This is a genomic window from Enterobacter sp. A103, from assembly GCF_034427535.1.
GTDB classification, from domain to species: domain Bacteria; phylum Pseudomonadota; class Gammaproteobacteria; order Enterobacterales; family Enterobacteriaceae; genus Enterobacter; species Enterobacter asburiae_B.
In genome coordinates this window covers 178,644-202,697 of sequence record NZ_JAXQPQ010000005.1, presented here as the reverse complement: position 1 = coordinate 202,697, position 24,054 = coordinate 178,644, and the positions used below count along the sequence as shown (strand labels likewise).

Annotated in this window: 32 protein-coding genes, 1 tRNA gene and 1 pseudogene; 6 read left to right on the top strand and 28 right to left on the bottom strand. The window is 56.1% G+C overall.

Translation table 11 applies throughout. The features are described from left to right. Positions 1 to 33: 33 nt before the first annotated feature. Positions 34 to 1,881 (top strand): RNA polymerase sigma factor RpoD, encoded by a 1,848-nt coding sequence (gene rpoD, locus SPH27_RS15695; protein WP_023309228.1) that lies wholly within the window; start codon positions 34 to 36, stop codon positions 1,879 to 1,881. A 107-nt stretch (positions 1,882 to 1,988) separates the two neighbouring features. Here the strand turns inward: rpoD and mug are convergent, their stop codons facing one another. Next, positions 1,989 to 2,495: a G/U mismatch-specific DNA glycosylase gene (mug, locus tag SPH27_RS15690; RefSeq protein ID WP_029741755.1), complete on the bottom strand. Its 507-nt coding sequence runs from the start codon at positions 2,493 to 2,495 to the stop codon at positions 1,989 to 1,991. A 125-nt stretch (positions 2,496 to 2,620) separates the two neighbouring features. Between mug and SPH27_RS15685 the strand changes: the two genes are divergently transcribed. Beyond that, positions 2,621 to 2,696: transfer RNA gene (locus SPH27_RS15685), tRNA-Ile, on the top strand. A gap of 82 nt (positions 2,697 to 2,778) precedes the next feature. On the opposite strand, the gene SPH27_RS15680 is transcribed toward SPH27_RS15685, so the two are convergent. The 9 genes from SPH27_RS15680 to SPH27_RS15640 form a co-directional block, all read right to left on the bottom strand. Next, the gene (locus SPH27_RS15680; RefSeq protein ID WP_182073016.1) at positions 2,779 to 2,979 is read right to left on the bottom strand and encodes an ogr/Delta-like zinc finger family protein; all 201 of its coding nucleotides are present in this window, start codon (positions 2,977 to 2,979) and stop codon (positions 2,779 to 2,781) included. 67 nt (positions 2,980 to 3,046) lie between these two features. Next, positions 3,047 to 4,201 carry a phage late control D family protein gene (locus tag SPH27_RS15675; protein WP_182073017.1) on the bottom strand — a complete coding sequence of 385 codons (1,155 nt, stop codon included), beginning with the start codon at positions 4,199 to 4,201 and terminating at the stop codon, positions 3,047 to 3,049. Next, positions 4,198 to 4,662: a phage tail protein gene (locus SPH27_RS15670; RefSeq protein ID WP_182073018.1), complete on the bottom strand. Its 465-nt coding sequence runs from the start codon at positions 4,660 to 4,662 to the stop codon at positions 4,198 to 4,200. Before SPH27_RS15670 ends, SPH27_RS15675 begins: the two co-directional genes overlap by 4 nt. Positions 4,663 to 4,673: 11 nt before the next feature. Continuing rightward, positions 4,674 to 6,953: a phage tail tape measure protein gene (locus SPH27_RS15665; RefSeq protein ID WP_182073019.1), complete on the bottom strand. Its 2,280-nt coding sequence runs from the start codon at positions 6,951 to 6,953 to the stop codon at positions 4,674 to 4,676. Further along, complete coding sequence (locus tag SPH27_RS15660; protein ID WP_023616176.1) at positions 6,946 to 7,065, bottom strand: GpE family phage tail protein; 120 nt, start codon at positions 7,063 to 7,065, stop codon at positions 6,946 to 6,948. The genes SPH27_RS15665 and SPH27_RS15660 overlap by 8 nt, the downstream gene beginning before the upstream one ends. 32 nt (positions 7,066 to 7,097) lie before the next feature. Continuing rightward, a complete protein-coding gene (locus tag SPH27_RS15655; protein WP_182073020.1) occupies positions 7,098 to 7,406 on the bottom strand; it encodes a phage tail assembly protein in 309 nt (102 codons plus the stop codon). Positions 7,407 to 7,462: 56 nt separating this feature from the next. Next, positions 7,463 to 7,981 carry a phage major tail tube protein gene (locus tag SPH27_RS15650; protein ID WP_023309235.1) on the bottom strand — a complete coding sequence of 173 codons (519 nt, stop codon included), beginning with the start codon at positions 7,979 to 7,981 and terminating at the stop codon, positions 7,463 to 7,465. An 11-nt stretch (positions 7,982 to 7,992) separates the two neighbouring features. Then, positions 7,993 to 9,180: a phage tail sheath protein gene (locus tag SPH27_RS15645; RefSeq protein WP_047060339.1), complete on the bottom strand. Its 1,188-nt coding sequence runs from the start codon at positions 9,178 to 9,180 to the stop codon at positions 7,993 to 7,995. Between the two features lie 58 nt (positions 9,181 to 9,238). Further along, positions 9,239 to 9,832 (bottom strand): recombinase family protein, encoded by a 594-nt coding sequence (locus SPH27_RS15640; protein ID WP_033146684.1) that lies wholly within the window; start codon positions 9,830 to 9,832, stop codon positions 9,239 to 9,241. 53 nt (positions 9,833 to 9,885) lie between these two features. Between SPH27_RS15640 and SPH27_RS23115 the strand changes: the two are divergent. After that, a pseudogene (locus SPH27_RS23115) lies at positions 9,886 to 10,135 on the top strand (phage tail protein); the annotation flags it as partial. 280 nt (positions 10,136 to 10,415) lie between these two features. Continuing rightward, complete coding sequence (locus SPH27_RS15630; RefSeq protein WP_182073056.1) at positions 10,416 to 11,024, top strand: tail fiber assembly protein; 609 nt, start codon at positions 10,416 to 10,418, stop codon at positions 11,022 to 11,024. Here the strand turns inward: SPH27_RS15630 and SPH27_RS15625 are convergent. The 17 genes from SPH27_RS15625 to SPH27_RS15545 form a co-directional block, all read right to left on the bottom strand. Beyond that, entirely contained in the window at positions 10,996 to 11,595 is a 600-nt protein-coding gene (locus SPH27_RS15625; RefSeq protein ID WP_087823176.1) for a tail fiber assembly protein, read from the bottom strand. The two genes, SPH27_RS15630 and SPH27_RS15625, sit on opposite strands and share 29 nt — an antisense overlap. After that, positions 11,595 to 12,680, bottom strand: coding sequence for a phage tail protein (locus tag SPH27_RS15620; protein WP_322435711.1), 1,086 nt, complete (start codon positions 12,678 to 12,680; stop codon positions 11,595 to 11,597). Before SPH27_RS15620 ends, SPH27_RS15625 begins: the two co-directional genes overlap by 1 nt. Then, on the bottom strand, positions 12,677 to 13,285 hold the full coding sequence (locus SPH27_RS15615) for a phage tail protein I (protein ID WP_039260511.1): 609 nt from the start codon (positions 13,283 to 13,285) through the stop codon (positions 12,677 to 12,679). Before SPH27_RS15615 ends, SPH27_RS15620 begins: the two co-directional genes overlap by 4 nt. Continuing rightward, complete coding sequence (locus tag SPH27_RS15610; protein ID WP_033146687.1) at positions 13,278 to 14,186, bottom strand: baseplate assembly protein; 909 nt, start codon at positions 14,184 to 14,186, stop codon at positions 13,278 to 13,280. The genes SPH27_RS15615 and SPH27_RS15610 overlap by 8 nt, the downstream gene beginning before the upstream one ends. Positions 14,187 to 14,191: 5 nt before the next feature. Next, positions 14,192 to 14,542: a GPW/gp25 family protein gene (locus SPH27_RS15605; RefSeq protein WP_033146688.1), complete on the bottom strand. Its 351-nt coding sequence runs from the start codon at positions 14,540 to 14,542 to the stop codon at positions 14,192 to 14,194. Then, on the bottom strand, positions 14,539 to 15,180 hold the full coding sequence (locus SPH27_RS15600; RefSeq protein ID WP_094934442.1) for a phage baseplate assembly protein V: 642 nt from the start codon (positions 15,178 to 15,180) through the stop codon (positions 14,539 to 14,541). Before SPH27_RS15600 ends, SPH27_RS15605 begins: the two co-directional genes overlap by 4 nt. A gap of 112 nt (positions 15,181 to 15,292) precedes the next feature. Beyond that, positions 15,293 to 15,760 (bottom strand): phage tail protein, encoded by a 468-nt coding sequence (locus tag SPH27_RS15595; RefSeq protein WP_182071534.1) that lies wholly within the window; start codon positions 15,758 to 15,760, stop codon positions 15,293 to 15,295. Continuing rightward, entirely contained in the window at positions 15,723 to 15,968 is a 246-nt protein-coding gene (gene lysC, locus SPH27_RS15590) for an Rz1-like lysis system protein LysC (RefSeq protein WP_229226321.1), read from the bottom strand. Before lysC ends, SPH27_RS15595 begins: the two co-directional genes overlap by 38 nt. Next, complete coding sequence (gene lysB / locus SPH27_RS15585) at positions 15,856 to 16,269, bottom strand: Rz-like lysis system protein LysB (protein ID WP_404851819.1); 414 nt, start codon at positions 16,267 to 16,269, stop codon at positions 15,856 to 15,858. The genes lysC and lysB overlap by 113 nt, the downstream gene beginning before the upstream one ends. An 8-nt stretch (positions 16,270 to 16,277) precedes the next feature. Next, positions 16,278 to 16,787 (bottom strand): lysozyme, encoded by a 510-nt coding sequence (locus tag SPH27_RS15580; RefSeq protein WP_048981243.1) that lies wholly within the window; start codon positions 16,785 to 16,787, stop codon positions 16,278 to 16,280. Then, positions 16,771 to 16,992 (bottom strand): HP1 family phage holin, encoded by a 222-nt coding sequence (locus tag SPH27_RS15575; RefSeq protein WP_029741404.1) that lies wholly within the window; start codon positions 16,990 to 16,992, stop codon positions 16,771 to 16,773. The genes SPH27_RS15580 and SPH27_RS15575 overlap by 17 nt, the downstream gene beginning before the upstream one ends. Continuing rightward, positions 16,983 to 17,186 carry a tail protein X gene (locus SPH27_RS15570; RefSeq protein WP_023309248.1) on the bottom strand — a complete coding sequence of 68 codons (204 nt, stop codon included), beginning with the start codon at positions 17,184 to 17,186 and terminating at the stop codon, positions 16,983 to 16,985. The genes SPH27_RS15575 and SPH27_RS15570 overlap by 10 nt, the downstream gene beginning before the upstream one ends. A 179-nt stretch (positions 17,187 to 17,365) precedes the next feature. Beyond that, complete coding sequence (locus SPH27_RS15565; RefSeq protein ID WP_033146693.1) at positions 17,366 to 17,806, bottom strand: DinI-like family protein; 441 nt, start codon at positions 17,804 to 17,806, stop codon at positions 17,366 to 17,368. Positions 17,807 to 17,915: 109 nt separating this feature from the next. After that, entirely contained in the window at positions 17,916 to 20,105 is a 2,190-nt protein-coding gene (locus SPH27_RS15560; protein WP_182071532.1) for a replication endonuclease, read from the bottom strand. 1 nt (position 20,106) lies between these two features. Beyond that, positions 20,107 to 20,328, bottom strand: coding sequence for a TraR/DksA family transcriptional regulator (locus SPH27_RS15555; RefSeq protein WP_087823171.1), 222 nt, complete (start codon positions 20,326 to 20,328; stop codon positions 20,107 to 20,109). After that, positions 20,328 to 20,555, bottom strand: a complete 228-nt coding sequence (locus tag SPH27_RS15550; RefSeq protein WP_029741400.1) for a DUF2732 family protein — start codon at positions 20,553 to 20,555, stop codon at positions 20,328 to 20,330. The genes SPH27_RS15555 and SPH27_RS15550 overlap by 1 nt, the downstream gene beginning before the upstream one ends. 68 nt (positions 20,556 to 20,623) lie before the next feature. Further along, a complete protein-coding gene (locus SPH27_RS15545; protein WP_039260501.1) occupies positions 20,624 to 20,962 on the bottom strand; it encodes a DUF5347 domain-containing protein in 339 nt (112 codons plus the stop codon). Positions 20,963 to 21,189: 227 nt separating this feature from the next. Between SPH27_RS15545 and SPH27_RS15540 the strand changes: the two genes are divergently transcribed. Beyond that, complete coding sequence (locus SPH27_RS15540; RefSeq protein ID WP_047060318.1) at positions 21,190 to 21,765, top strand: phage repressor protein CI; 576 nt, start codon at positions 21,190 to 21,192, stop codon at positions 21,763 to 21,765. Between the two features lie 282 nt (positions 21,766 to 22,047). Then, the gene (locus tag SPH27_RS15535; protein WP_182071531.1) at positions 22,048 to 23,217 is read left to right on the top strand and encodes a DNA repair protein; all 1,170 of its coding nucleotides are present in this window, start codon (positions 22,048 to 22,050) and stop codon (positions 23,215 to 23,217) included. Here the strand turns inward: SPH27_RS15535 and SPH27_RS15530 are convergent, their stop codons facing one another. Next, positions 23,218 to 23,982, bottom strand: coding sequence for a siderophore-interacting protein (locus tag SPH27_RS15530; RefSeq protein ID WP_182071530.1), 765 nt, complete (start codon positions 23,980 to 23,982; stop codon positions 23,218 to 23,220). Between the last annotated feature and the right edge of the window lie 72 nt (positions 23,983 to 24,054).

The window sequence follows — 24,054 nt, the reverse complement described above, 5'->3', positions numbered from 1 at the left end:
CCAATCAAACGAATTAAGTGTGGATACCGTCTTATGGAGCAAAACCCGCAGTCACAGCTGAAACTTCTTGTCCAACGTGGTAAGGAGCAAGGCTATCTGACCTATGCCGAGGTCAATGACCATCTGCCGGAAGATATCGTCGATTCAGATCAAATCGAAGATATCATCCAAATGATCAATGACATGGGCATTCAGGTGATGGAAGAAGCACCGGATGCCGATGATCTGTTGCTGGCTGAAACCTCCAACAACACTGACGAAGATGCGGAAGAAGCTGCTGCACAGGTACTGTCCAGCGTGGAATCTGAAATCGGGCGTACCACTGACCCGGTCCGCATGTACATGCGCGAAATGGGAACCGTTGAACTGTTGACCCGCGAAGGCGAAATTGACATCGCAAAACGCATCGAAGACGGGATCAACCAGGTTCAGTGCTCTGTTGCCGAGTACCCGGAAGCGATCACCTATCTGCTGGAGCAGTACGATCGCGTTGAAGCGGAAGAAGCGCGCCTGTCTGACCTGATCACCGGTTTTGTCGACCCGAACGCTGAAGAAGATATGGCGCCTACCGCCACTCACGTCGGTTCTGAACTGTCTCAGGAAGAGATGGATGATGACGAAGACGAAGATGAGGAAGAGAGCGACGACGACACCGCGGACGATGACAACAGCATCGACCCGGAGCTGGCGCGTGAGAAGTTTGCCGAGCTGCGTACCCAGTACGAAGTGACGCGTGACACCATCAAAGCGAAAGGCCGCAGCCATGCCGCCGCTCAGGAAGAGATCCTGAAGCTGTCTGAAGTCTTCAAACAGTTCCGCCTGGTGCCAAAACAGTTCGACTACCTGGTGAACAGCATGCGCGTGATGATGGATCGCGTACGTACCCAGGAACGCATCATCATGAAGCTGTGCGTTGAGCAGTGCAAAATGCCGAAGAAGAACTTCATCACCCTCTTCACCGGCAACGAAACCAGCGAAACCTGGTTCAACGCGGCTATCGCGATGAACAAGCCGTGGTCTGAAAAACTGCACGACGTGAAGGACGATGTACATCGCGGCCTGCAGAAACTGCATCAGATTGAAGAAGAGACCGGCCTGACCATCGAGCAGGTTAAAGACATCAACCGTCGTATGTCCATCGGTGAAGCGAAAGCCCGCCGTGCGAAGAAAGAGATGGTTGAAGCGAACTTGCGTCTGGTTATCTCTATCGCCAAGAAATACACCAACCGTGGTCTGCAGTTCCTGGATCTGATTCAGGAAGGCAACATCGGTCTGATGAAAGCGGTAGATAAGTTTGAATACCGTCGTGGTTACAAATTCTCCACCTACGCAACATGGTGGATCCGTCAGGCTATCACCCGCTCTATCGCGGATCAGGCGCGCACCATCCGTATCCCGGTGCATATGATTGAGACCATCAACAAGCTCAACCGTATCTCTCGCCAGATGCTGCAGGAGATGGGCCGCGAGCCGACGCCGGAAGAGCTGGCCGAGCGCATGCTGATGCCGGAAGACAAGATCCGTAAGGTGCTGAAGATCGCCAAAGAGCCAATCTCCATGGAAACACCAATCGGTGATGATGAAGATTCGCATCTGGGTGATTTCATCGAGGATACCACCCTCGAGCTGCCGCTGGACTCTGCCACTACCGAGAGCCTGCGCGCTGCGACGCACGACGTTCTGGCTGGCCTGACCGCCCGTGAAGCAAAAGTCCTGCGTATGCGTTTCGGTATTGATATGAACACCGACCACACGCTGGAAGAAGTGGGTAAACAGTTCGACGTTACCCGCGAACGTATCCGTCAGATCGAAGCGAAGGCGCTGCGTAAGCTGCGTCATCCAAGCCGCTCTGAAGTACTGCGTAGCTTCCTGGACGACTAATCGGTCCTGACAGTGAAAAAGCTCCCTTCGGGGAGCTTTTTTTTGTTTATTCCCTCTCCCTGTGGGAAAGAGTAAGGGTGAGGGTAAGGGCATCAGGCCTCAAAGGATTACAGCCCCCGCACCATCAGCGCCTCATCCAGCTCGCGATACGCTTCCACCAGCTTATCCAGCGTCGCCCTGTTGAGCCCGCTCGGGTTCGGCAGCACCCAAACCTGCGTCACGCCAATCATGATGCTCTGCTTGCCCCACTGCGTTCCACGCTGGCTAAACGCCTGCTCGTAGGCCTGCTTGCCGAGGATCGCCAGCGCGGCCGGCTGATAATCCTCTATCTTCTTGATCAGCTCCCGCCCGCCGCTGCGCAGCTCATGCAGGTTAACCTCGCTCGCCTGCACCGTAGGCCGCTCGACCAGCATGGTAATTCCGCAGCGCGTGTCCAGCAGATGCTGTTCCTCTTCGGGCTTGAGTAGCCTGTCGGTAAACCCGGCCTGGTAGATCACCTTCCAGAAGCGATTACCCGGATGGGCAAAGTGAAAACCGGTGTGCGCCGAGGACTTACCCGGGTTGATTCCGCAGAACACCACCCGCAGGCCAGGGGCCAGAATATCGTTGATCATCTTTACTCCCGCTCGATACATCGTCAGGGAAGTATAAAGGATTGATTATGCGTTGTTTATAAAAACAGCAGGCAGGTGTGAATGGCTGGATTGCTGCGGGGAGTTACTTTATAATTCACCGCCACGGCCCCTTAGCTCAGTGGTTAGAGCAGGCGACTCATAATCGCTTGGTCGCTGGTTCAAGTCCAGCAGGGGCCACCAAATTTTAGTTTTAGAATCATATGATTAAGCCACTCGATTGAGTGGCTTTTTTTATTGTTTTTTTGAGCCGGTAACGGAGTCGCTAACCGTGGTTTAGCGAAGCCGTGCGGACATGCTCAGAGGCACCCGGGGTCGCGATCAGGCGCTCCACGGATTCCATCGTCACGAACGTACAGCTGCAATCTACATTGGTGCACTGATGATAGCGCTCTTTGGTATTTTCACTTAGATAGCGACTGGTACGCGCATGCGCAGAGTGCTTGCACTTAGGACAATGAAACATGTACCCCTCCACTTGATTCACATTTTGTGAATCAATAATACCCAAAATAAAACCAATAGCAACTACATTACTCACTATCAACAGTAAATTTTTCGTCGCTGACGTTCAGCTCAAGCTTAAGCTGCGTGGTAAATCCGCTATCGTTGAGGGTATGCACCACCTCGCTGATGATCCACGCCTGCTCGTCGATGACGCGTTTAAAACCGTTTACCAGCACCGGCGTTTCGGGGAACAGATCGGCGCGTCCCAGGGCAAGCTGGATGGAAAACTCTACGGTTCCCCGCTGAAGCGCGCGCCACTTAGCCTCTGCGGCCCTGAGCGCCTGCTCTTCAGAGGCATAAACCGTGGTGAGCTCAAATACGTTCTCCGCCGATCCCACCAGCCTCTCTTGCGGTTTCTGCTCCTTGCCTGCTGCTCCCGCTACCGGTGCGGCGGCATCCGGGTGCTGCAGTGCTTCTGTCTGCTGCCCTCCGGACTGACGATTAATACTCAATTGAGTATTTTGTTGTTTGGGGTCACGCGTTTGCAGCCATTTGGCCGTTACGCCGGAATAATTTTCACGGTCAGTTATGGAAAAAAGGTGCTTATCGCCATCCCCACGTTCAATCATCATTAAGGAAAGCGGAGTGCCGCTGGCCGTCACGGCCTGGCCCGCTTTCATAAAGATAATCTTCCCGGCTTTGATTGAAACAAATGCACCATTACGTTCAGCAAGGCGGGAGAGGAACGCCGCGTCTGTCTCCTGAGACTGGTCAATATGAGAGATGGCGATGGATGCAAGCCCCGACGCGACGCTGGCGGTCAACTGGTTACGCTGAGCGATGGTATCGACTATCGCGCCAATCGTCGTGTCATGCCACGACTGTTCGCGCCGCACGTTTAGCTTTCCACGAAAATCTGCGCTGAATCCCTGGATGGTCAGCGTGTCCGGCGCGCCCCGGAAATGAATCGCATCAATCGTAAAGTCCCCTTTCTCCTCGAGCGGGGTTCCCTCCCATCCCAGCCATAAGGACAGCCTTGCCCCCCGGGCAGGCAAGTCCAGCAGCCCGTCGGAATCATCCAGCAGAATATCCAGCTGATCGGCTTCCAGCCCCCGTTTGTCGGTCATGGTCAGGCTGATAAGACGATGGCTGAAATTTTGCGTGATATCACGATCGTCAAGCTTAAGCATAAAATCAGGGGCGATTTTTCCACCCGCCCGGATATTCATTTCAGCGATCATCCCACCAGCCCTCCAATGCTATTCCGTGCGCTTTCCACCAGCTCTGAGGCCTGCGTTCGCAGGTCGCCAAACGTCGTCATCAGCGATTCGTCCACGCGTTTTAGCGACAGGGTAAACTCAATTTTTCGGGCGGTACCGTCACTGTAAAAATCCGAATGCGTATGCGTGACTTTATCAATGACAAACATGCCGTGAATGATGCCGGTACCGTCTATCAACGGCCATGCCCGCCCCTCATTTGCCATCAGCTCAACCGCCTTGAGGGAAAGCCGCCCTCCCGTGAGTTCCGGGTAAAGCAAGCCGGAGAGGCTAAAGGATGTCTCACCTTCGCCAAGGTACTGCCAGGCTTTGGGTTTCCCGATGCGAGCGCTGGATGCCCAGCGGTAGTCTTTCGTGAATATCATTGACTGATACGGTAAGGTTCGTCGCTCAAAGACAAACAGACCCAGCACCATTAACATTTTTTCTCTCCTCAACCATACATAAAGCTGGATTGCTGCCGTCTCGCTTTATCCTGTTCAATATTATCTATCGTCTCCCGGATTTGACGCGTCAGATCCGTTCCGGAGGCCGTGCCCCCCTGCAGCGTGATGTTATATTCGCTTTTACTCTGATCGACGTAAGAGCGTCCTCCAGTAGCGATGGTCGGCTGATACCCCAGGCTGCCGCCAGAGATCCCCGCGCCCGGAATATAAGCGCTGCCCGCCGGTGAGGATGCCGCTTCTGCTTTTGCCGCAGCGGCGTCGAGATCGCCCGACTCGTTTTTGATAATACCGAGCTTCTCCAGCAGCCAGCTGGCCTTGCCGCTCAGGCTATTAAAGAGATCGAGCGGTGCCATTAACGCATCGCCCAGCGCCTGACCAAAAATCACGCCAGCGTTTTTACAGCCATCCAGCGTTTCCTGCGTCGCCTTGATCGGCGTAATCAAGTCGGTGAACCATTGCCAAATACCGCCCAGCTTCTCCGAGATAGAGTCAAACACCGCCATCACCGGTGAGAACAGCGCCCCCAGCGGTGCGAAAGCCGTCGAAAGCCCTTCCATCACCCCGCCAAAGAAGGCGCTGATGGGCTCCCAGTATTTAAAAATCAGTAAAGCACCGGCAGCAATCGCCGCGCCAAGGGCAATCACCGGCCAGCTAAGCGCACCCAGCACCGTCATGATGGCGCCGCCCACCACGCTGAATACCGTTCCCAACATCCCGGCCGCGGTAATAACCATATTGACGCCCGTCAGAACCGGGCCGATAACCGTGCCTACGCCACCCAGTACGCCAGCAAACGCCTGTGCGCCGACAACGATGCTGGCGAGGGTCTGCGTCAGCTCAGGGTTGGCATTCACCCAAAGGGAGGCCGTGCCAAGCCAGCCGGTTGCGGTTGTTATCAGGTTGCGCAGAGCGCCATCCGCTTGATCAAATACATCAATCTTCAACCCGTTCCACGCGGCCTGGAATCGGTTGATATCGCCGTCAAGATTATCGGTCTGCACGGAAGCCGCGAGCGCGGTACTGCCCTTTGCCCCCTGCAACTGCTGGCGTTTTTCATCAAGCGATCCATCACCCGCAGCGGAAGCCAGCGCCCCCGCGGCTTTTATGGCATCCGGAGTCTGAACATGGCGCAACATCGCGCTGAGCGCATCCCCGGCGGCGGCACCTTTCATTCCTTTTTCCGCCAGAACGCCAAGCAGCGCGGTGGTCTCTTCAAGCCCCATACCGGATGCACCCGCAGCGGGCGCAGCGGAGGTGACGGCCGCCGCCATCTCAGCGAGGCTGGTATTCGAAGAGGTAGAACCGCGCGTAAGCACATCTGCAATGCGTCCCGCGTCCGCATCGGCCAGGCTATACGCGGCCTGCGTGCTGGCGATCATATCGGCCGCTTTAGCCGCGTCGACACTCCCCGCCAGGCTGAGGTTGACCGTTGGCGCGGTGGCCGCAAGCAGCCCATCGGCGTCATAGCCTGAACGAGCCAGTTCGGTTTGTGCCCGGAGGACCGTATCTGCAGGTACTCCGGTCCTGGCGCTGACCTCCCGCGCCTGTTGGCGAATCGCCTCAAGCCGGGAATCCCCCTTCGCCAGGCCAAGGTTTGCCTGAATGGCCGACATCTGCTTTTCAAAGCCGATGCCAGGGGCGATAAACCGGGACGTCTGGTCAAAGCCCGCTTTTGCGATGCCCACGCCCGCATTCGCAAGCTGACGCACCCGCGCGGTAACGCGTTTGCCTGACTCGTAGCGATTCTGAACGGCACTCAGCCGCTCCTGCTGCTGATTGACGCGGGCCAGCGCATCCCGCTGTCGGTTAAGCTGCTGCGTTTTTTCACTGATGTGACTTTTTAAACGACGTTCATCCGACGAGAGCGTGCGCGTGTTCACTCCCGCCTGAGCGAGTTCAGCACGCTGACGCTGTACCGAGTAGCGTAAGCTGTTGTACTCATGCTTAAGGTCGGTCGCCGATTTTCGGGCTGCAGTCAGCGCATCAGCCTGCGCCTGGGTGGGGTTATGCGTGTTTTTAAACTGTACCGCCAGCGCCGCGGCCTGCTGTTTCGCCTGGGCAAGCGACTGCTCCGTCGTGGCGAGCCGGGCATTTGCTTTTCTGAAGCCGTTAATGCGCCCCGCCTGCTCATCGAGCTCCCCCAGCGCCGTCTGCGCATCGCGGATATCGCTCGAGAGAGTGAGGCTGGCGTTCTGGAGAGCGTTAAGCGGTCGGGTTGCCCGGTCGACTGCCTTAAGCAGCTCCTGAAGACTGACATTATTACTCATGGTGGTTTCCGCTTCGCTGTAGCGCTTTTTCGCGCCATAAGAGGAGTTCGGTCACGCTAAGGGAGTACAGTTCTGACGGCGGCCAGTGAAAGATCACCGCGATATCCGCCATCAGATCGTCGACCGACACATTTTCGGGAAATTTCAGCGAGCCGAAGCCGGTGACAAAAAACCGACCACCTTACCTGCAAAAGAGAGCAGATCGCAGGCATCCAGGCGCGCAACCTCATGCTCGGTCAGCGCCGGCGAGGTCATTCGCGGCAGCACCTTAATCAGCGCATCCACGTCAGATTGCGCCAGCGACGCCAGCGATACGCCGCGCAGGGTCCCCGCATTGGGTTTTGCGACGGTCACCTTTTCGATTTTTTGCTCGCCGCGCTGAACGGGGCTATCAAGCGTGACGATGTGTGGGTTTTCACTTTCGTTCATGGTGGTCTCGTTGATATGTTCCATTTCGTTACTCTTCAGAAAGTTAACTCACCGGCCGGTAATCCCGGCCGGTTAAAGGGTTACAGGCCGATGGCCTTACGGTGTTCTGCCAGGCGATCGACCCCGTCGACTTTGAGCACCATGTTGATGATGTCGATTTCGATGATCTCTTTGCCATCAATGGTCAGCTGGTAGTAAGCGCACTCAGTGGACATCTTGGTGGTGCCGCTCTCGCCCTGCTTGTTTTCACCGCCATCAAACTCTTTATGACGGCCGCGCATGACGATTTCGACGGCGGAGATTTCGCCGGTATCATCGCGCTGATAAGAGCCGGTAAAGCGCAGCGGCACGCTGTCCGCGCCCGGAGAGGCATACTGCGCCCACAGCGCGGCGTCCGGCAGGCCGCCAACGGTCCACTCCAGCGCCAGGGCATCATCGTCCAGGCCGAGGTCGACAGAGACCGAGCCCGGCATACCGCCGCCGCGATACTTCTCCAGCTTGCGGGTCAGCTTCGGTAAGGTGACAGACTCAACAACGCCCATATAGCTCAGGCCATCATTGAACATATTCAGGTACTTAAGTTTGCGTGGTAACGCCATGCTTCAGCTCCTTAGCTGTTAACCGAATCTGACAGGTCTGCCAGATAGGTATCGGTGATGCGCTGGCGCAGAGTCAGATTTTCCAGCGGCGGGACGGGGGTGTAGTCGTAATCGATATACAGTTTCCCCGCTTTCAGGGTGGTTGCATCGTTCGACTCAGGGTCATACCAGCAGGAGCCGTCGACGATATAGCCGTTGGTTTTCAGCTCGCGGAACTTGGCGTTAATACCGGAAACGATGTCGCGAATAAGCGTTGGCGTGATGGGTTTATCCATCGCCCACGCGTGCGCTTCCGCCATGGTATCGGCCAGCACCTGTGCGGTACGGGTGTAGTTTTCAAAGACGAATAACGGATCGTCTGAGCAGGTACGGTTACCCCAGAATTTAAAGCCGTCGTTGCGAATCAGCGTGGTGACGCCAGCCTGGTTGAGCAGGTTCGCGTCGGTAGCCTGTTCCTGCAGATCCCAGGAGACAGAAGCGCTTACGCCAGTAACGCCGTTGACGCCAACGTTTGACAGGGTTTTATGCCAGCCCATGGTCTGGTCGATTTTGGCGCGCAGGCCAAGCGCGCGGGCGGTCGCCCAGGCCGTTGTCGTTGCGTTCGTGGTGGTATCCCATGCCAGAAAATCAGGATGGATAACCATCAGCTCGCGCTGGCTGAAGTTTTTGCGATAGTTAATCGCCTCAGAAATGGTTTTACATCCCCATGCGCTGACATAGCCGAACGCGCGCAGGCTCTGGCACATGGCGGCCAGTGCGGTCGCCACTTCCTGAGAGTCCAGCCCCGGCACGCCGAGAATACGTGGCTTGACGCCGGTTACCGTTTTCGCCGTGAGAAGCGCCTTCAGGCCGGTATATTTACCGTTTTCATCGGTAGTACCGATGATATTGGAAACGGTCTGCTTGCGCGCCTCTTCCGGGGTTTCAGCGGTGCCTTCGGCCACGCGAACAACCACGACAACCGGTTTGCACTGGTCGGCGATCGCTTGCAGAGAAGCGGACAGCGTCCCCGCCTTGCCGGCTTTCGCAATCGCGTTTTGCACGTTGGTAATGAGCACGGGCTCGTTTAAAGGAAATGTCTTGTCGTCAGCATCGCTGGCCGTACAGACCATGCCGATGATTGCCGTCGAGACGGTGGAAATGGTGCGGGTGCCATCGTTGATTTCGATAACTTCCACGCCGTGGTGAAAATCACTCATCCGTTTAACTCCTTGGTTAGTTGGTGAGTGATATTGTCGCGGCTGGGCTTGCTATGAGCTAACCATCCCTGTCCAGCGGCCGCTGGCACAACGATTGTCCGACTATCGTAGCGGGGAATTTTTTATAAAGCGTGGAAATACCTACATCAAAAATTAACGCAACGCGCTGTCGGGATTCTCCGGAAGCAATCAGCCTGCCAGCCTGAGCCCATTCCTCCTGCGTCAATTTAGGGCGTCTGCCACCAATTCGTCCCTGTTCCCGCGCTGCGGCCAGCCCGGCGCACGTCCTCTCGACAATGAGTTCACGCTCCATTTCAGCAAGCGCCCCCATGATATGGAAGAAGAAACGTCCCATTGGCGTTGAGGTATCAATGCTATCAGTCAAACTGCGGAAATTAATGCTTCGCTGGCGGAGTTCCTCGGTCATTGAAACAAGGTGGCGCATACTGCGCCCGAGCCGATCAAGTTTCCATACAACGAGAGTATCGCCCGCATTAAGTTGTCTGAGGGCTCGATTGAGCCCCGGTCTGTTTGTCGATTTACCGCTGATTTTATCTTCAAAAATGAGCTCACATCCTGAACGCTGCAGCGCGTCACGCTGTAAGGCGGTGTTTTGTTCATTTGTTGACACGCGTACGTAGCCAATAAGCATGGTATTTCTCTCCGTCAAAACCGGAAATCATGCCATTTAATGGATAAACACGCATTTTCAAAAACCTTGGTTTGGGAGAAGGCTCTGCTTTGCCGGTGGGTGTACCCGTTCCATGGACATCAGCAACTCCACCGACGGGGTGGCTTAAATGCAACGGAGCGGCGTTCACAGCCTCCCAGTACCCTAAATTGGCTCTGGCTTATCCTGCACTCAGATTACCTGATTTACGCGGTGAGTTTATCCGTGGCTGGGATGATGGACGTGGAGTTGATTCAGGGCGCGGCCTGCTATCGCTTCAGATGGGTAGTTTGATGGCTGTATCTATTTCCGGCAGTACAGAAGATGATGTGATGAACACCATGCATGTATACGCACCTCCTGACTACAAACCATTAATGGATGGTGTGGGCATGGATTCAATGGCTAATTATCAAAAGCCTTTTGCTGTTAACCGGCTGTCGTCAAATGGCACTATCCCGTACTCAACCGCACAATTAAGCACAACAGTTAGTGGTCAATCCGCAGTGGGTGGTGTGGCAAGACCACGGAACGTCGCATTTAACTACATCGTGAGGGCCGCATAATGGCAAAAGCTGAACTAAATAGTGAATTTATCGCCACTGTGGCTGGGGATATTATCGTCTATAACTTTAACGGTGAGTCCCGTGAATTACAGTCCTCATCCGTTGAGTATCTCGCCGTGGGGGTCGGTATTCCAGCCTTATCCTGTACTGATGCGCCAGGAGAGCAAAAGGAGGGTTTTGCCATTTGTCGTACAGCAGACTTTACGGCGTGGGAATATGTTACCGACCATCGAGGTGAAACAATCTACGGCACCAAAACTGGTGAAGCACTTGTTGTATCTTTACCAGGGGATTACCCAGAAGAGACCACGACGCTGGCTCCTGCTACGCCATACGATACGTGGAACGGCAGCGAGTGGGTTACAAATACTGACAAGCTACATACCGCAGACGTGGAAGCTGCAGAAAAGCAAAAATCAGCTTTATTAGTTAAAGCGCAGGCAACGATCAGCCTATGGCAGACGGAGCTGCAGTTAGGCATTATCAGTGATAAAGATAAGGCCAGCCTGATGCTCTGGCTGACCTACATAAAGGAATTGCAGGCGGTCGTTCCTGACGCTGCACCGAATATCAAATGGCCTACACCTCCGGCTGAGCAGGCCAGCTAACATCAGGAGCCGTCGAAACATCGACGGCTTTAATCGCAGCTTTATAAGCCATCCAAGACGACAGTTTCTTTTTGTTTTCTTCACTGATATCACCGAGCATCAGCTCCACTCGCCAGTCGGAGGTTAGTTCATCTACCTGAGCGAGGAGTGTTTGTCGGTATTGTTCTGCATCAGCAATATCACCTTCATATTTTGCGGCAGAATCCGTGACCCATTTTTCTCCGTCCCATTTATCGTACGGTGATGCAGGTGCATTGGGCGTTGCACCTTCGGGATATTCCCCCAGTGCCGTCACTTCAACTTGTTGCATCGTCTCTGTGCTGTATACCGTTTCACCACGGTGGTCAGTGATATATTCCCATGATGAAAGGTCTTCTGTACGGCAAATGGCAAAGCCGGTTTTACCCTCTCCCGGAGCGTCAATGCACGAATTTGCAGGAATACTGACCCCCACGGCGATGTACTCAACGGATGAGGATTGAAATTCACGGGACTCACCGTTGTAGTTAAAAACGGTGATATCACCGGCGACTGTGGCAATAAGTTCGTTATTTAATTCTGCTGTTCCCATTATGCGGCCCTCACGATGTAGTTAAATGCGATGTTGCGCGGACGGGTTTCCGTCGCAGAACGCGCTACAAGGGATGAATCAAAGACAAGATCGACCCCCTGATAATCGGCATTCTGAGCGTTAGTATTTGGGTAAATGTTACTTCCGCGCTTAAAAATTCCGCTGACATTAGACGTGCTGCTATTCACGAAGCCAGTTGCCGCGCCGTTACTTGCTGAACCAGTCATTTTTTGAAGGGCATCAAGCTGCAAAGAAAGCAGCGTTCGACCACTATCAATCCCACGCACGTCATCCCAGCCACGGATAAACTCCCCGCGCAGGTCTGGCAATTTGAGTGCGGGAAAGGCAAGTGCCAGATTCGGATATTGGGAAGCCGCGAACGCGGCTCCGTTGCATTTAAGCCACCCCGTCGGTGGAGTTGCTGACGGCCACGGAACGGGGACGCCAACCGGCAAAGCAGAGCCTTCTCCCAAACCAAGGTTTTTGAGAACCTCAGCGCTTAACCCCGCATCGGCAATTTCTTTTAACGCATTGGCGATTAAAGGGTACTGTTTATGCGGATTATCAGCAGCAATATGCTTTTTCATCTGATCATCAGCATAGCTCTTTACCTCAAGAGCTTTATCGTCAACGTACTGACGCGTTGCCAGCACAACTGAGGGATCAATTTTCAGGGAAATTGACGATGTGCTCGACACAATAAGAATCATGCGGATGGTCTGCGTGCGACCGCTGCCTTCCTGCAGCTGAGGCTTATATGTCTCCGGGCAGTTAGCCACGGCGATCAGAATGCCGTCGTCGTCATAGAGACCGATCTCTCGGATCCAGAAACCGCCCTCATTCTCGGGAATAATCTGTTCAGCGATGATCTGGCTGGTATTGTTTGGGTCAACAGCGAGCAGGTTCAGCGGCGCTATGCGTTTTTGGTTGACGAGCTTCGTCTGCGCCGGGTCGGGGGTTGGCAACGTTCCGTTGGCGTCACCTACCGCCATTTGCGTCAGGTTGAGTTGCGTACCAAGTGCCGTCGCGTTAGCTAGCCGCGCCGCGCCCTGATTCGTCAGTATGGCAAAATATTTTGCGGTCATGCGTTCACTCTCAGGTTATCAATCAAATGGATGGCCGAGGCCGGGTAATAATCACCACTGACAATAAGTTCCTCAGTGGTATAGGGGTAAACAGCCAGCGCATCGCCGTGATAGCATCCTGCGCCAACATAAAACTCTCCCGTTGAGCTCAGGCTGATAGCCAGCCCGGTCATGTGTCTACTTGCCGGTTTGGCATCCTCAATGAGCCGTTCAAGCTCCTGATACATTTCGTCAGTGATGCCGTTATCAAGCACACCGACAACCAGACGGAATGTGCCAGGCTCCTCACCGAGCTGCCACCACTCGCGCACCTCAATCAAAAAGCCAAGCGGTTCCACCACACGACGCAATGCGCTGATGGTTCCTTTGTGCTGATGGACGAAAAACGAGGACATAATGACGCTGCGCTTCGTGCTCTCCGGCCACGCCTCATCCCAACGGTCTACCGACAGCGCCCATGCCAGGTAGGGAAGTAAATTTACCGGGCACGCGCTGGGGTTCCATAAGGTGCGTAGCGGTACCGGCACACGCTCAATATTCGAGAGCGCAGCGGCAGCGGCGACTTCCAGCGGTGATGACCCAACGGGTAACAGCCTTTCACTCATCCGAACCCCCGATCGCTATCTGATACGAGGTACAGTTCGAGGCCTGCGACTTACTCAGTACAATGTCAGAGTGGGGAGATTCCAGTTCCACGCGCTGCACGCCTTCAACGTGAAGTGCTGCATAGATGGCCGAGAGACGAATATCGCGTCCAAGGCGATGCTGCGCGCTGATATAATTCTGCAGCTTCTGCTCTGCAGCTTGCCTGATGGGTTCAGCTTCTGGTCCGGGATAAACGTAGAGCGTTGCGTTTATCTTGTAAGGCACAATTTCTGCTGACTGGACAGTTACACGATCGCCGACCGGGCGGACGGTTTCAGCGTTAAGCGCTTTTTCAACAACCGCCAGTAGTTCAGGACGAGCGGTACCATCCCCCTCACGGGATAACACCGAAATCGTCACGTATGCGGGCTGAGGGCTTTCAACCGAAACGTCAGCGACCCGCCCGTCGGCACTTCGACCATGATATTCATAGGCTCCAACCGGCCCCGCGACGCTCAACCCTTCAAAGGCCTGCTGCGCACGCAGTCGCAGGTCAGCATCAGACTCCATGACGGCAGCCGTTGGCGGAATGGTAGTGTCATCGCCCGGGGTGATGGTCAGGCGTTCGGTATTATTGTTTCCCGCAATAACGTCCAGATCGTGACCGGAAGAATAGGCCAGCGTCACGGCCAGCGCAGCCTCATTAACGCGCTGGCGCCAGATGACTTCCCGGTAGGCGTTCTCCTGCAGCAGCTTCACAATCGGCTCGGATTCCAGCGTCAGCGTCCGTGCAATTGCCTCTCGCTCCTCTTCCGGATAGAGCGAGACAAAAGTGGCCTTTCGTTCTGCCAACAGCGTTTCATAATCCACCTCCTCCACGACATCAGGCGCGGCGAGCTGGCTCAGATCAACAATAGCCATAGCGTTTAACTCAGTGAAATGGTGATAGAAAAGGATTGTCCGGAGGTCGGGCGCGTGCCGGTGATATCGACATACAACGTCCCGTCGTTCTCCGAACGCTCGAATGTGATGGCCGTCAGGCTTATTCGCGGCTCCCATTTCTGGATGGCGGAATAACAGGCGGCCATGATTTGCAGGCGCAGCGCCGGACTCTGCGGCCTGTCGATCATCGCCGCCAGCAGCGAGCCGTAATCCCGCCGCATGACCCGCGAGCCAATCGGCGTAACCAGAATGTCGCGCACGCTTTGCCGGATGTGTTCCGCCTCTGAAAGGCTAAGCCCGGTCTGCCTGTTCATCCCCCTGTAACGCACCGTCATTGTGTCCCCTTAGTCCAGCTTCCGCCGCTTTGCACACTGCCGTGCGCGTGGTTATCCACCTGCACCCCGTTGGAGGTGAATTTACCGCCGGAATGCTCAATATTTCCGGCCATCACGCCGCCCTTCTGCACTTCAAGAGAGGCGGTAATTAACTTGTTGGTACACACCACTTCAGGCGTATCCAGCGTGATGCGGGACGTTGACGTCACCCTCACCTCCGGCACGGTGGCGGTCAGCGATTCAGAGGCGGTAATGACGGCCGTTTTAATGCCTGTAACCGTCAGCGCCCCGTGACCGGGTTCGTACTCAATCACCGCGCCGTCAGGGAACGAGACGTGGAACGCGTCAGGTGACCCGGACGGCGCCGGATGGTCGTCAGAGAAAATGCCGGGCAGCACAAAGGCGGTATCAAGCTCGCCGCCGATGGCCAGCAGCAGCACCTGTTCCCCCTCAGAAGGGGCCCACCAGACGCGCGAACGTCCCGCACGACAGGTGAGCCAGTTCAGCCAGGTGGTTTTCATCCCGCCGGTCTGGACACGACAAAGTCCTCTGCTGAGGTCAACATCGGTCACAACGCCGATACGAATAAGATTACGGATCGCGCGAGCGATGCCGTTCATGGAAGTTAATGTATTCATGAGAAGAGAATGCCGTTCAGGAGGAACGGCAGCAACGAGACGGGGTTTTCTGCGGGATGATACAACAAGCGGTCCAGACGGCAGTCGGATGGCGGCCTTCAGCGCGGGGAAATTACTCCTCCCACTGGCTGACCAGCTCGCCGTTAACGTACAGCGCCTTCGGACGCGTGACGGGCTCCGGCAGCGGCGGCTCGGGGGAATACGTCGCGTGCAGAGCGCCCTGCTCCTGGGAAACAAGAATACGCTCGGTTAATTGCACGCTGATGGTGATATCCATCGTATCGTCATCGTTTAAGACGATCGCGAAGGTGTAACCGTTTTTACGACCTTCATCGAGGGTAAAAATATCCGGCTGGTTTTCCCGAAGCCAGGCCAGCACCGGGACGAAAAATCCCTCGCTGTCGCCGGTGAAGCCGCTAACCTTCGCGTTCAGCGCATACCGCTTTTCAAAGGAGAGCGAGGAGGCCAGTCGGGCGTCAACATTGCCGCCTCCGACCGACATCTGCAGGCGCTCCGGGTTGGCATTGAGTTGGGGGATCGCGTCAATTAATGCCTGACGCAGGCTCTTGAGTTTGTGCATCGAGTTTATCCTGACAGTCTTTAATGGTTTCAACCTGCAGCGCGCAGGCGATAAGGGCGTATTCCAGCCTGCGAATATCCGCGCTGAGATCGCCGTTAGTGGCGGGTTCGCTCCCCGGCATCGGGCAGCGGCTCACCTTCGGGCAGGCGTTGTAAACAATGGGCTGCGGAGGCGCAGGCGGTGCGGGTGTGCAGCCTGCGGACAGCATCAGGCAGCTGAGCGGTATACCAGCGGCGTAACGCTTCATTTTCATTGAGTAATCTCCCGATAGTCGCTTCCCGTCTTGCCCTCTCCTCGCCCGCGGTGACAAGCTCCTCACGGAGCCTGACCTGGGCATTTTCATTTGCTCTGGCCATCCGCTGCGACAGGGACAGCTGCTGATCAAGCGTGGCGAGGGCTGTTTTTTGCTCGCTGGCAACCCGATTGGCCGTAGCTAAGGAACGGGACAGGTTCAGGTTGTCATGACGAAGCCACAGCACGATGGCCAGCAGCCCGGCCAGCGCCAGCATGAGCGTTCTCACGGCAGCCCCTTCATACACCAGGCCTTCTCGCGGACGCGACGGTTTTCCAGACCGGCATTTTTGACGCCGTTGACGTACACCCAGCGGGTAAGCTGCCCGCATGCCTGCGGCCACTGTTTACGTTTGATAAAGGACACCAGCGTCGAACGGCAGGCGGCACCTGCGCCGACATTAAAGGTAAAACTCACCAGCGCGTCATAGACCCGGGGCGGCATCTCTACTGGCGCACACGCCGCCAGACGCCGCTCAACATTGAGCACATCAGCGACCAGATTTACCGCGGCCTCACGCTCGGTAATGTCCCGCGTCGGCACAACGTTTGCCGTGTGGCCAATGCCGGACGTCCATACGCCGGCGCTACACCGGTAGGGCGAGAGGCGACATCCTTCGAGATCGGCAATCAACGCCAATCCTTCCGGGGACGTTTTCAGTAATCGAAAGTCAGGCATCAGCACCGCCAGGGCCAGCACGCCGGCGACGCTGCAACGCTTAATGATTGAGTTCACGAATGCTCTTCTTATCGAGGCCAAGAGACTGGAGATAGCGCCAGGTTTTTCGCTTAAACCAGTAATTCGTTAATGCGGTAAAAATGGCGCAAAGACTCCCGACGTACAGCGCGACTTTTTCAGGAGACATCGCTCCGAACCAGGCCAGCGCCACGGCCAGCCAGTAGGCGATAAACGTGGTGATTTTCTCCAGGCTCAGTCCCATAGGTTTACGGATTCTTTTGTGGGGGCGCTATTCACCTCCGGCATCTCTACCGGCGTGCCGTGAGGCAAGATAACGCCTAACTCCGCGAGGCCAGGATTGGCCTTCAGAACGGCTTCAACGACGCCAGCCGTGCGCCCATAAAAGCGGGCGCAAACGGCATCAAGCGTGTCCCCCTGCATTGCATAGATTTTCATCAGACGCTCCCAACATCCGGTTTCCAGGTACTGTAGAGTTTCCCGGGCCAGCAGGCTTTTCGCTATCGCTGACGGATGGACAATCGCGGGCACAACAGATCGTCCGCGAGCGGCGAAGCGTGGTTCAACGGAAGCGCAAAACAGGAATGAGGGTGTTGGTACGGGTGATGACGCCGGGGCTAGCGCCAGCTCTCGTCTTCCCAGACTTCCCGGAGGATAGCGTCCAGCGCCTCGCGATCGGCTTCTTTTTCAAGCCCCTGGAGCTCGACACCCGTCACCGATCCTATTTTCACGTTCACCCGCGATGACGGAAACAGGGAGCGTATTCTGCGGGTCAGTTCGCACTGAAAGGCCTCAACGACGGCATGATCGATCTGCTGATCTTTATCGAGAGTAATGTTCACCCGAACGTTGCCCTCTTTTTTGATTCGTTCCGGAACAGGCGATGCTGAGAACACAACGGTAAATGCGTTGTTCTTAATTAAATTTCCCCGCGCAATCTCAGCAATCAAATTCAGGGCAATCTCACGATCTCTTTCCTGACACGTTCCTTCTGTCGTCAGTCGCGCAATCAGCTCGACTCGTTCAATCATGACCTGCTCGTTCAACTCTCTGTCCACACAACCTCCACCACGAGATACTGTATAAACATACAGTAGCACGTATTCATAAAAAGAGTGAAGCGAAAAATCAGAACCCTTCACGGTATGTACATGATATGGATGGAGATTAGCGGGTTCTCTGAGCGAAGAGATCCGTTAAATACCCAATACGTTCAAGGATTTTCCGCGCCTTTTGCTGGTAAGAACACGGTGCCGGAAATAGCGATCCGTCAGCTGCGCCCCTGCACCATTTATCGTTAAAGCGGCTGATGCCTCCCGCCATCAGATGCAGGGCTTCTGCCCGGCTGATGGCTATCCCGGTGGCGAGCCGTATCTCATCGATCACCTTCTCCGGCACGCCGTTCTGCGGATCGCTCGCGAAGAGGACGGGCGCTGTCTCGCCAGGGCGAATGAATTTGATGCGTTCGGTTAACGCCCGCCTAGCACGTCGGCTGAGGGGTTGAGAAAGATCGGTCTGCGTACAGTTATTGACAGAACTCCGAGAGGATACGGGCGCGTCCTTAAGATCCGCGGCCCGCTTCGGCACAATTTTCCACTGCGTGAGTCGGGTTAAAACTGGGCTGCCCGCGCCAACGGCGGAATCGTACACGCCGCGGATGCGGACCGTTTCCTCGCCGTACTGGTTAAACCCGGCGCGCGGCTCATACAGCGTGCGCACCTGTAAATCATCGCGACGCACAAACGGCCCGCCCTGCGCCGTGACGTAACCCGCCCAGTCCCCGGCATCGGCAGCATCATGGACGGCTGCAAACTCAACGCTCAGACCGCGCGCGGCATCGGTATCCACCAGACGCCGCAGCTCGCGGTAGACCGTTACCGGCGCGCCGCCGATGAACTGAAACTGGCGAATGTGCCAGCGCCCTGCCCAGGCCGACACGGAGGACGCCGTCTCCTTCAGCAATCCACCGCTTTCGTTATCGGTCTCGCCATCAAGCGCATAGCCGTCGATATTCTTTGAGATGTATTTGGCGATATAGCCGGTAGCACTGCCTTTCTGCGGATCGATCGCGTCCGCGTGAAAGCGCGCCTGTCTGGCGTCTTCGCTCTGCAGCTCAGCGCCATCCTCCTGCCGGGCGTAATCCCCGATAATCCGGCGAACGCATTCGACGTCTTCCGGCAGCATAAACATCAGCATGTGCCAGTGGGGTGTACCGTCGTGATGGGGTTCCGCAACGCGGATACCAAAGATACGGCGCCCGTCCCGGTGCAGTTTTGCCCGGATACGCGCCCACAGGCGGGTAAAGTAGAGTTGCGTATCCGCCGGGCTGGCCCCGTTCCACTTCGCGTTGGGGAAGCCTGATTTCAGCGTCGCGTGATACTGCGCGGGCGCGGTTAAGGTATAGAACTCGCCCACGTAGCCCAGCGCCTCACAGATATTTTCAAACCCGCGGATACGGGTCATCAGTTCACAGCGACGTATCGCCGGGTTGGCCGCCGAGCTGTCGTATTTTTCAATCAGGCTGATGCGGTTGCCCTCTTCATCTTCCAGCTCCATGCCCTTGAGAAATTCGCGCGTGCGGCGCTTCTGCTCGCGCCACTCGGTCACGCAGCGTTTGCTCGCATACGCCGTTCTCCGTTTGCTGACGTTGCCGAGGGCAATCTGCAAATGCTCGCGCCAGGCAGCCGCGACCCGACGCAGACGCCCGCGCCACCACGCCTCGGAAAACATGCGGATCACCGCCGCGGCAACGTCATCTTTGTTGAAAAACGTCTTCGACACCCGCTCCCAGTGCGGAGGCGACACGTTGAACTGTCGGGCGATCAGTCCGGCGCGCTGATACCAGACGTACAGCGTCTGGTATTCACCCATCTCAGCATCGTTAATATTCGCCAGCTCGCCGCGAATAAAGCTGGCGATATCTGCGGCCAGCAGGTCGATGTCCGCGCGGGTCATATCCGGAAGGCGGTTATAGCGGGCAACCAGTTCGACCATCCGCGAGGCGAGGTATTGCAGAAGCTGAGTGTCGAAATGGCCGTCGAACACGGCCCAGGAGACTTCGTCGTGCAGGCCTGTGCAGGCATAGCGTTCAGAGACCCGCCGCAGGCGAGGCAACATCCTTTTGCAGAAGCGGATCAAAAAGGCGTTGGCCTGCGGGCTGCCCCGATGCTGTTCGAGGGCATCAACCGTGCGCCAGATCTCGAAGCGTACGCAGTCGGGCTGCTGTGAGAGGGCAATTCTTGCCTGCTGCAGCGCCGCGAAAAGGCGATCGCGGCGCTGCTGTTGGGCATGGGTGAGATAAGGGCTGGCAATGGCCGACCGTGGGGCATTCCACGGATAAGCAAATGACGTAGCCAACTTATCCTCCCCGGACGTGTTTATTTTTTATCTCTGCGATCTCCTGGCAGGTTACGCACAGGGCTACGCCGGGCACCGCTATTCGGCGCGCCTCCGGTATCGGCGCCTCGCAGTCCTCGCAGAGGAAACGCGAAGGCGATGCGGGTCGTCTGCGGGCGCGATTAATGTATCGCTCTCTGTCTTCCTGCTCGCGCGCCTGCGCAAGATCGATAAAATCGGCCATCAGTGCAGCTCCTGGGATTCACGCTCGTAGCGAGCCGCCTCGTGGCACAGCAGTTCGGCAACGTCTTCTCCGCTCATGCCGGTTTTGTAGATATGGCTCGCCAGCGCCTCCAGACGCAGGGAGACCGCGAGGGCTCGCGCGCATCGTTCCTCTGTTTTTGCCTCTGCCAGCAGGCGCTTCAGTTCTTCACTTCCGGTCGGATAAGGGCGGTTTTCACTGTTTCGCATCACGCGTTCTCCTTAAATTCAGGCAAAAGGATGCCCGGCGGGTTTACGCCATTAGGTTTCTGGTTGGGTTATATCGGCATGGTCAGCCGTTCAGGAAATAAACTCACGACAGCACGAAAATGATTCATGGCGTTAATCAGCGCCCTTTTCTCCTCTGTGGTTAACTCACTGAGCTCGCACTCATGACGGGCGACGGGCAATCTCGCCAGGAAAAAGAGGGCGGCCAGCGCCCTGCTGTTCTCCTCAAAACAGGGATCGCGCTTATCGCGCAGCTCAGCCATAAACCGCGCCAGCTCTTTTCCGCTATCGCTCCCGTATCGGGCGCGCAGTTCAGCGACGTGGTTAAGCCCGCTAAGACGCGCTCCCACGCTAAGTGGAACCCTTGCACGGGCAGCTTCTATCGCCATATCTCCCCTCGCGTAAACTCACGCACGCTAGTGCGCTGAAAACGGGCACAGCACGGTTTTTTCCGCCGTTTGATGATTGCGATTTCAGATGCCATGCTGCATGATTCCCATTTTGATAATGTCTGCAATCATTAGCCTCTGTTTACCAACGCCTGCCGCTGATTGCCCGAATTTGTAATGATACTAATACCCAAATGAGTATTAGTAAACACCCAAAGGAATATATTTTGATTTTAGATTCTCAAGTGAATAATGAAGAGTTACTCGATAGAATCTGTCAGGTATATGGTTTCACGCAGAAAATCCAGCTGGCCCGGCACTTTAATATCGCCGCCAGCTCGCTTCAGAACCGCTACGCGCGCGGTACCGTCTCTTACGACTTTGCGGTTCAGTGCGCGCTGGACACCGGTGCCAGCCTTCGCTGGCTGATGACCGGACAAGGTGCACAGTTTGAAGGTCACCCCGCGCCGGGCGATCCGGTTTCGGTTTCCACATTCACACTGAGTGATGGAAAGCTGGAAGAAAATACCACTTTGAGTATTGACTCTGGTTTCTTTAGCAAACCGCTGGCTCGCGGCATCGCCGTTCGGGCGGAGGGAAAGCTGCACTTTATTGAAAAAGAAGCATCGTTAACCGACGGCCTGTGGCTGGTTGAGATTGAAGGCACCGCCAGCATCCGCGACCTCACGCTGCTGCCGGGTAAAAAACTCCACGTGGCGGGCGGCAAGGTTCCGTTTGAATGCGGTATCGACGAGATAAAAACGGTGGGTCGCGTAGTGGGGATTTACAGCGAGGTTAATTGAGGGTGGGTCGGATGCATTCGCCACCAAAGGTGGGGCGCTCGCTTTCGGGTAGGACACGGAAAAACCCGAGTCAGGGGAAAAAGAGGATCGACGCACATTAACAGGGCTGGTGAAGGTGTGGCATGTCGCTCTATCGGGTTTACCCCATAATGAGAGCACCACACATCAACTCATTAAAGAAATCCCCCATCGCGCCGATCATCATCCGTGTGTATTATTTCCTGTAGCTTTTACAACAACTAACCTTAACTCAAATACTTAAGCGCCAAAGCGAAAGGCATCATGAGCACACCGATCAAACGGCTAGAAATCATTAAAAATGCCATTGAACTGGAAGATGACGACATCATCCAGAGCCAGCTGACACGCCTGAAAAATGAAGCGTTTGACGATGAGCTACAGGCAATCGTCGTGGCGCTTGAGGAGAAGAACTACACCGCTGCGATGGCGGCTATTACCGCCTGGCTGCAGGGCCAGCGCGCCGTGACTCAATGGCGCGATCCGCAGGTGGCCGCCAGCAAGCTGGAGCTGAAGGCGCTGGAAGAGCGTCTGCGCGATCTGATTGACCGGCGCAACGCCCGGGTGCAGCAGCTTGATGAGTTCAACGATCTCTATTTTTCTCGCCTCGGGCCGCTGATGCAGCAGATCCTCGCCCTGCGTAAAACGCTGGCCGAGCTCAATCTGCGCCGTCAGCAGGCGGAAGCGCGTCGTCGCGAGGAAGATTACCGTCGCTGCCAGCGCTATATGGCGCAGGCGGTAGAGGTGCTGACGACGCTCACCCAGCGCTGGCGCGATCTCCCGGCCGACTCCGTGCAGGCCGCTGAGGCGCGTAAGCATCTGGAACAGCAAAGCAATCTGATTGCCAACCTGCTAGCCGAAGCGCTGGAGCTGGAGAGCGGCTTAACGCGCGAAGAGGAGCCTGCGCGTCAGGCGCGCGACGACGCTAACGAAGAGTACGAGAAGTATCGCGAGCAGCATCACGATGCCGAAGTGCGGCTGCGCAAAGGGAAAGATCTCTCGGAAGAGGATCGGAACGAGCTCAAGCGCCTCTGGCGGCAGGCGAGCAAGCTCTGCCATCCGGATCTGGTGGCGGACGACCTGAAAGAGGAAGCTAACGCGATGATGGTCCAGCTCAACCAGGCGAAGCAGCGTGGCGACGTTAAAACTATTCGCTCACTGGTGGCCCGGCTGCAGCAGGGCTTTGAGCCATTGATGGCAAGCGACAGGCTGAACGATCTGGAACGTATCCGCAAAAAAATGGCGCAGGTTCGCGAGCAAATCGACATTTTAGTGAACGAGCTGGCGGAGCTGGAGAAAGAGGAATCCTGGCTTCTGGTCTCGTCGCTGAACAATATGGAAGCTTACTTCGCTCAGCAGGAGAAAGCGCTGCACGAGGTCCGCGCCTCGCTCGAACATCAGGTGAGCGAAGCGCAGCTGGATTCCGCCGCCTGATTATCTGGCGTGCCAGTATGCGCTGGCACGCACCAGTTGAGGGTCAATAGCGTCGGTTTCAAACTGACGGCTCAGCGTCTTCACCACTTTCCCTTCCCCGGTCAGCCAGATGAAGTAATCTTCCTCTGGAACGGTCAGCGCCGCCAGATGGTCCGCTACCGCCTGCTCGCTGTGGCCCACCACCCAGGTGATGTTGAATTCACTCAGGTGCGCCAGATACGCCTTATAAGAATCGTCCCCGACCGTCACAACCGCATGAATTTCCGGGCGAACCGGCAGTTTAGCAATGCTCTCTAAGCGTCGACGCAGCGCGGGCATGCCGGACTCGTCGCACACGTACAGCTGCCAGGCGTAATCCTCCGGCACCACCAGCGAACCGCGCGGACCGCCGATGCTCAGCCTGTCTCCCGCTTTCGCCTCGACCGCCCAGCGGCTGGCAATGCCGCCGTCATGAACGAAGAAATCGAGTACCAGCTCATGGTTTGCCTCGTCGTACAGCGGCGTGTAGTCGCGCGTCTGAGGACGTACGCCGTCACCCCAGTCGATGCCTTCATCGGTGACCACCGGCGGTACAAATACCGCCCCAGGAGCCGGGAAAAAGACTTTTGTATGGTCGTCGAAACCGCGGGAACTAAAGCCCTCCAGCTGCTCGCCGCCTAAAACAATGCGCTGGAAACCCGCGCTGGCGCGCTCAACGCGGAGCACCGTCAGCTCGCGAAAGCGCAGGTCATTACGAACACGCTGTGGGTAACGGGTAGATGCCATTTTTAGCCCCTTCTCTGGTGAATACGATATATCTAAATCAATTATCCAAATGATAATGATTACTAGTAAGTA

Bases quoted from the DNA above. Each gene is read 5' to 3' on its own strand.
- rpoD (WP_023309228.1), top strand. From the start codon at position 34: ATGGAGCAAAACCCGCAGTCACAGCTGAAACTTCTTGTCCAACGTGGT.
- mug (WP_029741755.1), bottom strand. From the start codon at position 2,495: ATGATCAACGATATTCTGGCCCCTGGCCTGCGGGTGGTGTTCTGCGGA.
- SPH27_RS15680 (WP_182073016.1), bottom strand. From the start codon at position 2,979: ATGTTTCATTGTCCTAAGTGCAAGCACTCTGCGCATGCGCGTACCAGT.
- SPH27_RS15675 (WP_182073017.1), bottom strand. From the start codon at position 4,201: ATGATCGCTGAAATGAATATCCGGGCGGGTGGAAAAATCGCCCCTGAT.
- SPH27_RS15670 (WP_182073018.1), bottom strand. From the start codon at position 4,662: ATGTTAATGGTGCTGGGTCTGTTTGTCTTTGAGCGACGAACCTTACCG.
- SPH27_RS15665 (WP_182073019.1), bottom strand. From the start codon at position 6,953: ATGAGTAATAATGTCAGTCTTCAGGAGCTGCTTAAGGCAGTCGACCGG.
- SPH27_RS15660 (WP_023616176.1), bottom strand. From the start codon at position 7,065: ATGGCGGATATCGCGGTGATCTTTCACTGGCCGCCGTCAGAACTGTAC.
- SPH27_RS15655 (WP_182073020.1), bottom strand. From the start codon at position 7,406: ATGGAACATATCAACGAGACCACCATGAACGAAAGTGAAAACCCACAC.
- SPH27_RS15650 (WP_023309235.1), bottom strand. From the start codon at position 7,981: ATGGCGTTACCACGCAAACTTAAGTACCTGAATATGTTCAATGATGGC.
- SPH27_RS15645 (WP_047060339.1), bottom strand. From the start codon at position 9,180: ATGAGTGATTTTCACCACGGCGTGGAAGTTATCGAAATCAACGATGGC.
- SPH27_RS15640 (WP_033146684.1), bottom strand. From the start codon at position 9,832: ATGCTTATTGGCTACGTACGCGTGTCAACAAATGAACAAAACACCGCC.
- SPH27_RS15630 (WP_182073056.1), top strand. From the start codon at position 10,416: ATGGCAAAAGCTGAACTAAATAGTGAATTTATCGCCACTGTGGCTGGG.
- SPH27_RS15625 (WP_087823176.1), bottom strand. From the start codon at position 11,595: ATGGGAACAGCAGAATTAAATAACGAACTTATTGCCACAGTCGCCGGT.
- SPH27_RS15620 (WP_322435711.1), bottom strand. From the start codon at position 12,680: ATGACCGCAAAATATTTTGCCATACTGACGAATCAGGGCGCGGCGCGG.
- SPH27_RS15615 (WP_039260511.1), bottom strand. From the start codon at position 13,285: ATGAGTGAAAGGCTGTTACCCGTTGGGTCATCACCGCTGGAAGTCGCC.
- SPH27_RS15610 (WP_033146687.1), bottom strand. From the start codon at position 14,186: ATGGCTATTGTTGATCTGAGCCAGCTCGCCGCGCCTGATGTCGTGGAG.
- SPH27_RS15605 (WP_033146688.1), bottom strand. From the start codon at position 14,542: ATGACGGTGCGTTACAGGGGGATGAACAGGCAGACCGGGCTTAGCCTT.
- SPH27_RS15600 (WP_094934442.1), bottom strand. From the start codon at position 15,180: ATGAATACATTAACTTCCATGAACGGCATCGCTCGCGCGATCCGTAAT.
- SPH27_RS15595 (WP_182071534.1), bottom strand. From the start codon at position 15,760: ATGCACAAACTCAAGAGCCTGCGTCAGGCATTAATTGACGCGATCCCC.
- lysC (WP_229226321.1), bottom strand. From the start codon at position 15,968: ATGCTGTCCGCAGGCTGCACACCCGCACCGCCTGCGCCTCCGCAGCCC.
- lysB (WP_404851819.1), bottom strand. From the start codon at position 16,269: ATGCTGGCGCTGGCCGGGCTGCTGGCCATCGTGCTGTGGCTTCGTCAT.
- SPH27_RS15575 (WP_029741404.1), bottom strand. From the start codon at position 16,992: ATGGGACTGAGCCTGGAGAAAATCACCACGTTTATCGCCTACTGGCTG.
- SPH27_RS15570 (WP_023309248.1), bottom strand. From the start codon at position 17,186: ATGAAAATCTATGCAATGCAGGGGGACACGCTTGATGCCGTTTGCGCC.
- SPH27_RS15555 (WP_087823171.1), bottom strand. From the start codon at position 20,328: ATGGCCGATTTTATCGATCTTGCGCAGGCGCGCGAGCAGGAAGACAGA.
- SPH27_RS15550 (WP_029741400.1), bottom strand. From the start codon at position 20,555: ATGCGAAACAGTGAAAACCGCCCTTATCCGACCGGAAGTGAAGAACTG.
- SPH27_RS15545 (WP_039260501.1), bottom strand. From the start codon at position 20,962: ATGGCGATAGAAGCTGCCCGTGCAAGGGTTCCACTTAGCGTGGGAGCG.
- SPH27_RS15535 (WP_182071531.1), top strand. From the start codon at position 22,048: ATGAGCACACCGATCAAACGGCTAGAAATCATTAAAAATGCCATTGAA.
- SPH27_RS15530 (WP_182071530.1), bottom strand. From the start codon at position 23,982: ATGGCATCTACCCGTTACCCACAGCGTGTTCGTAATGACCTGCGCTTT.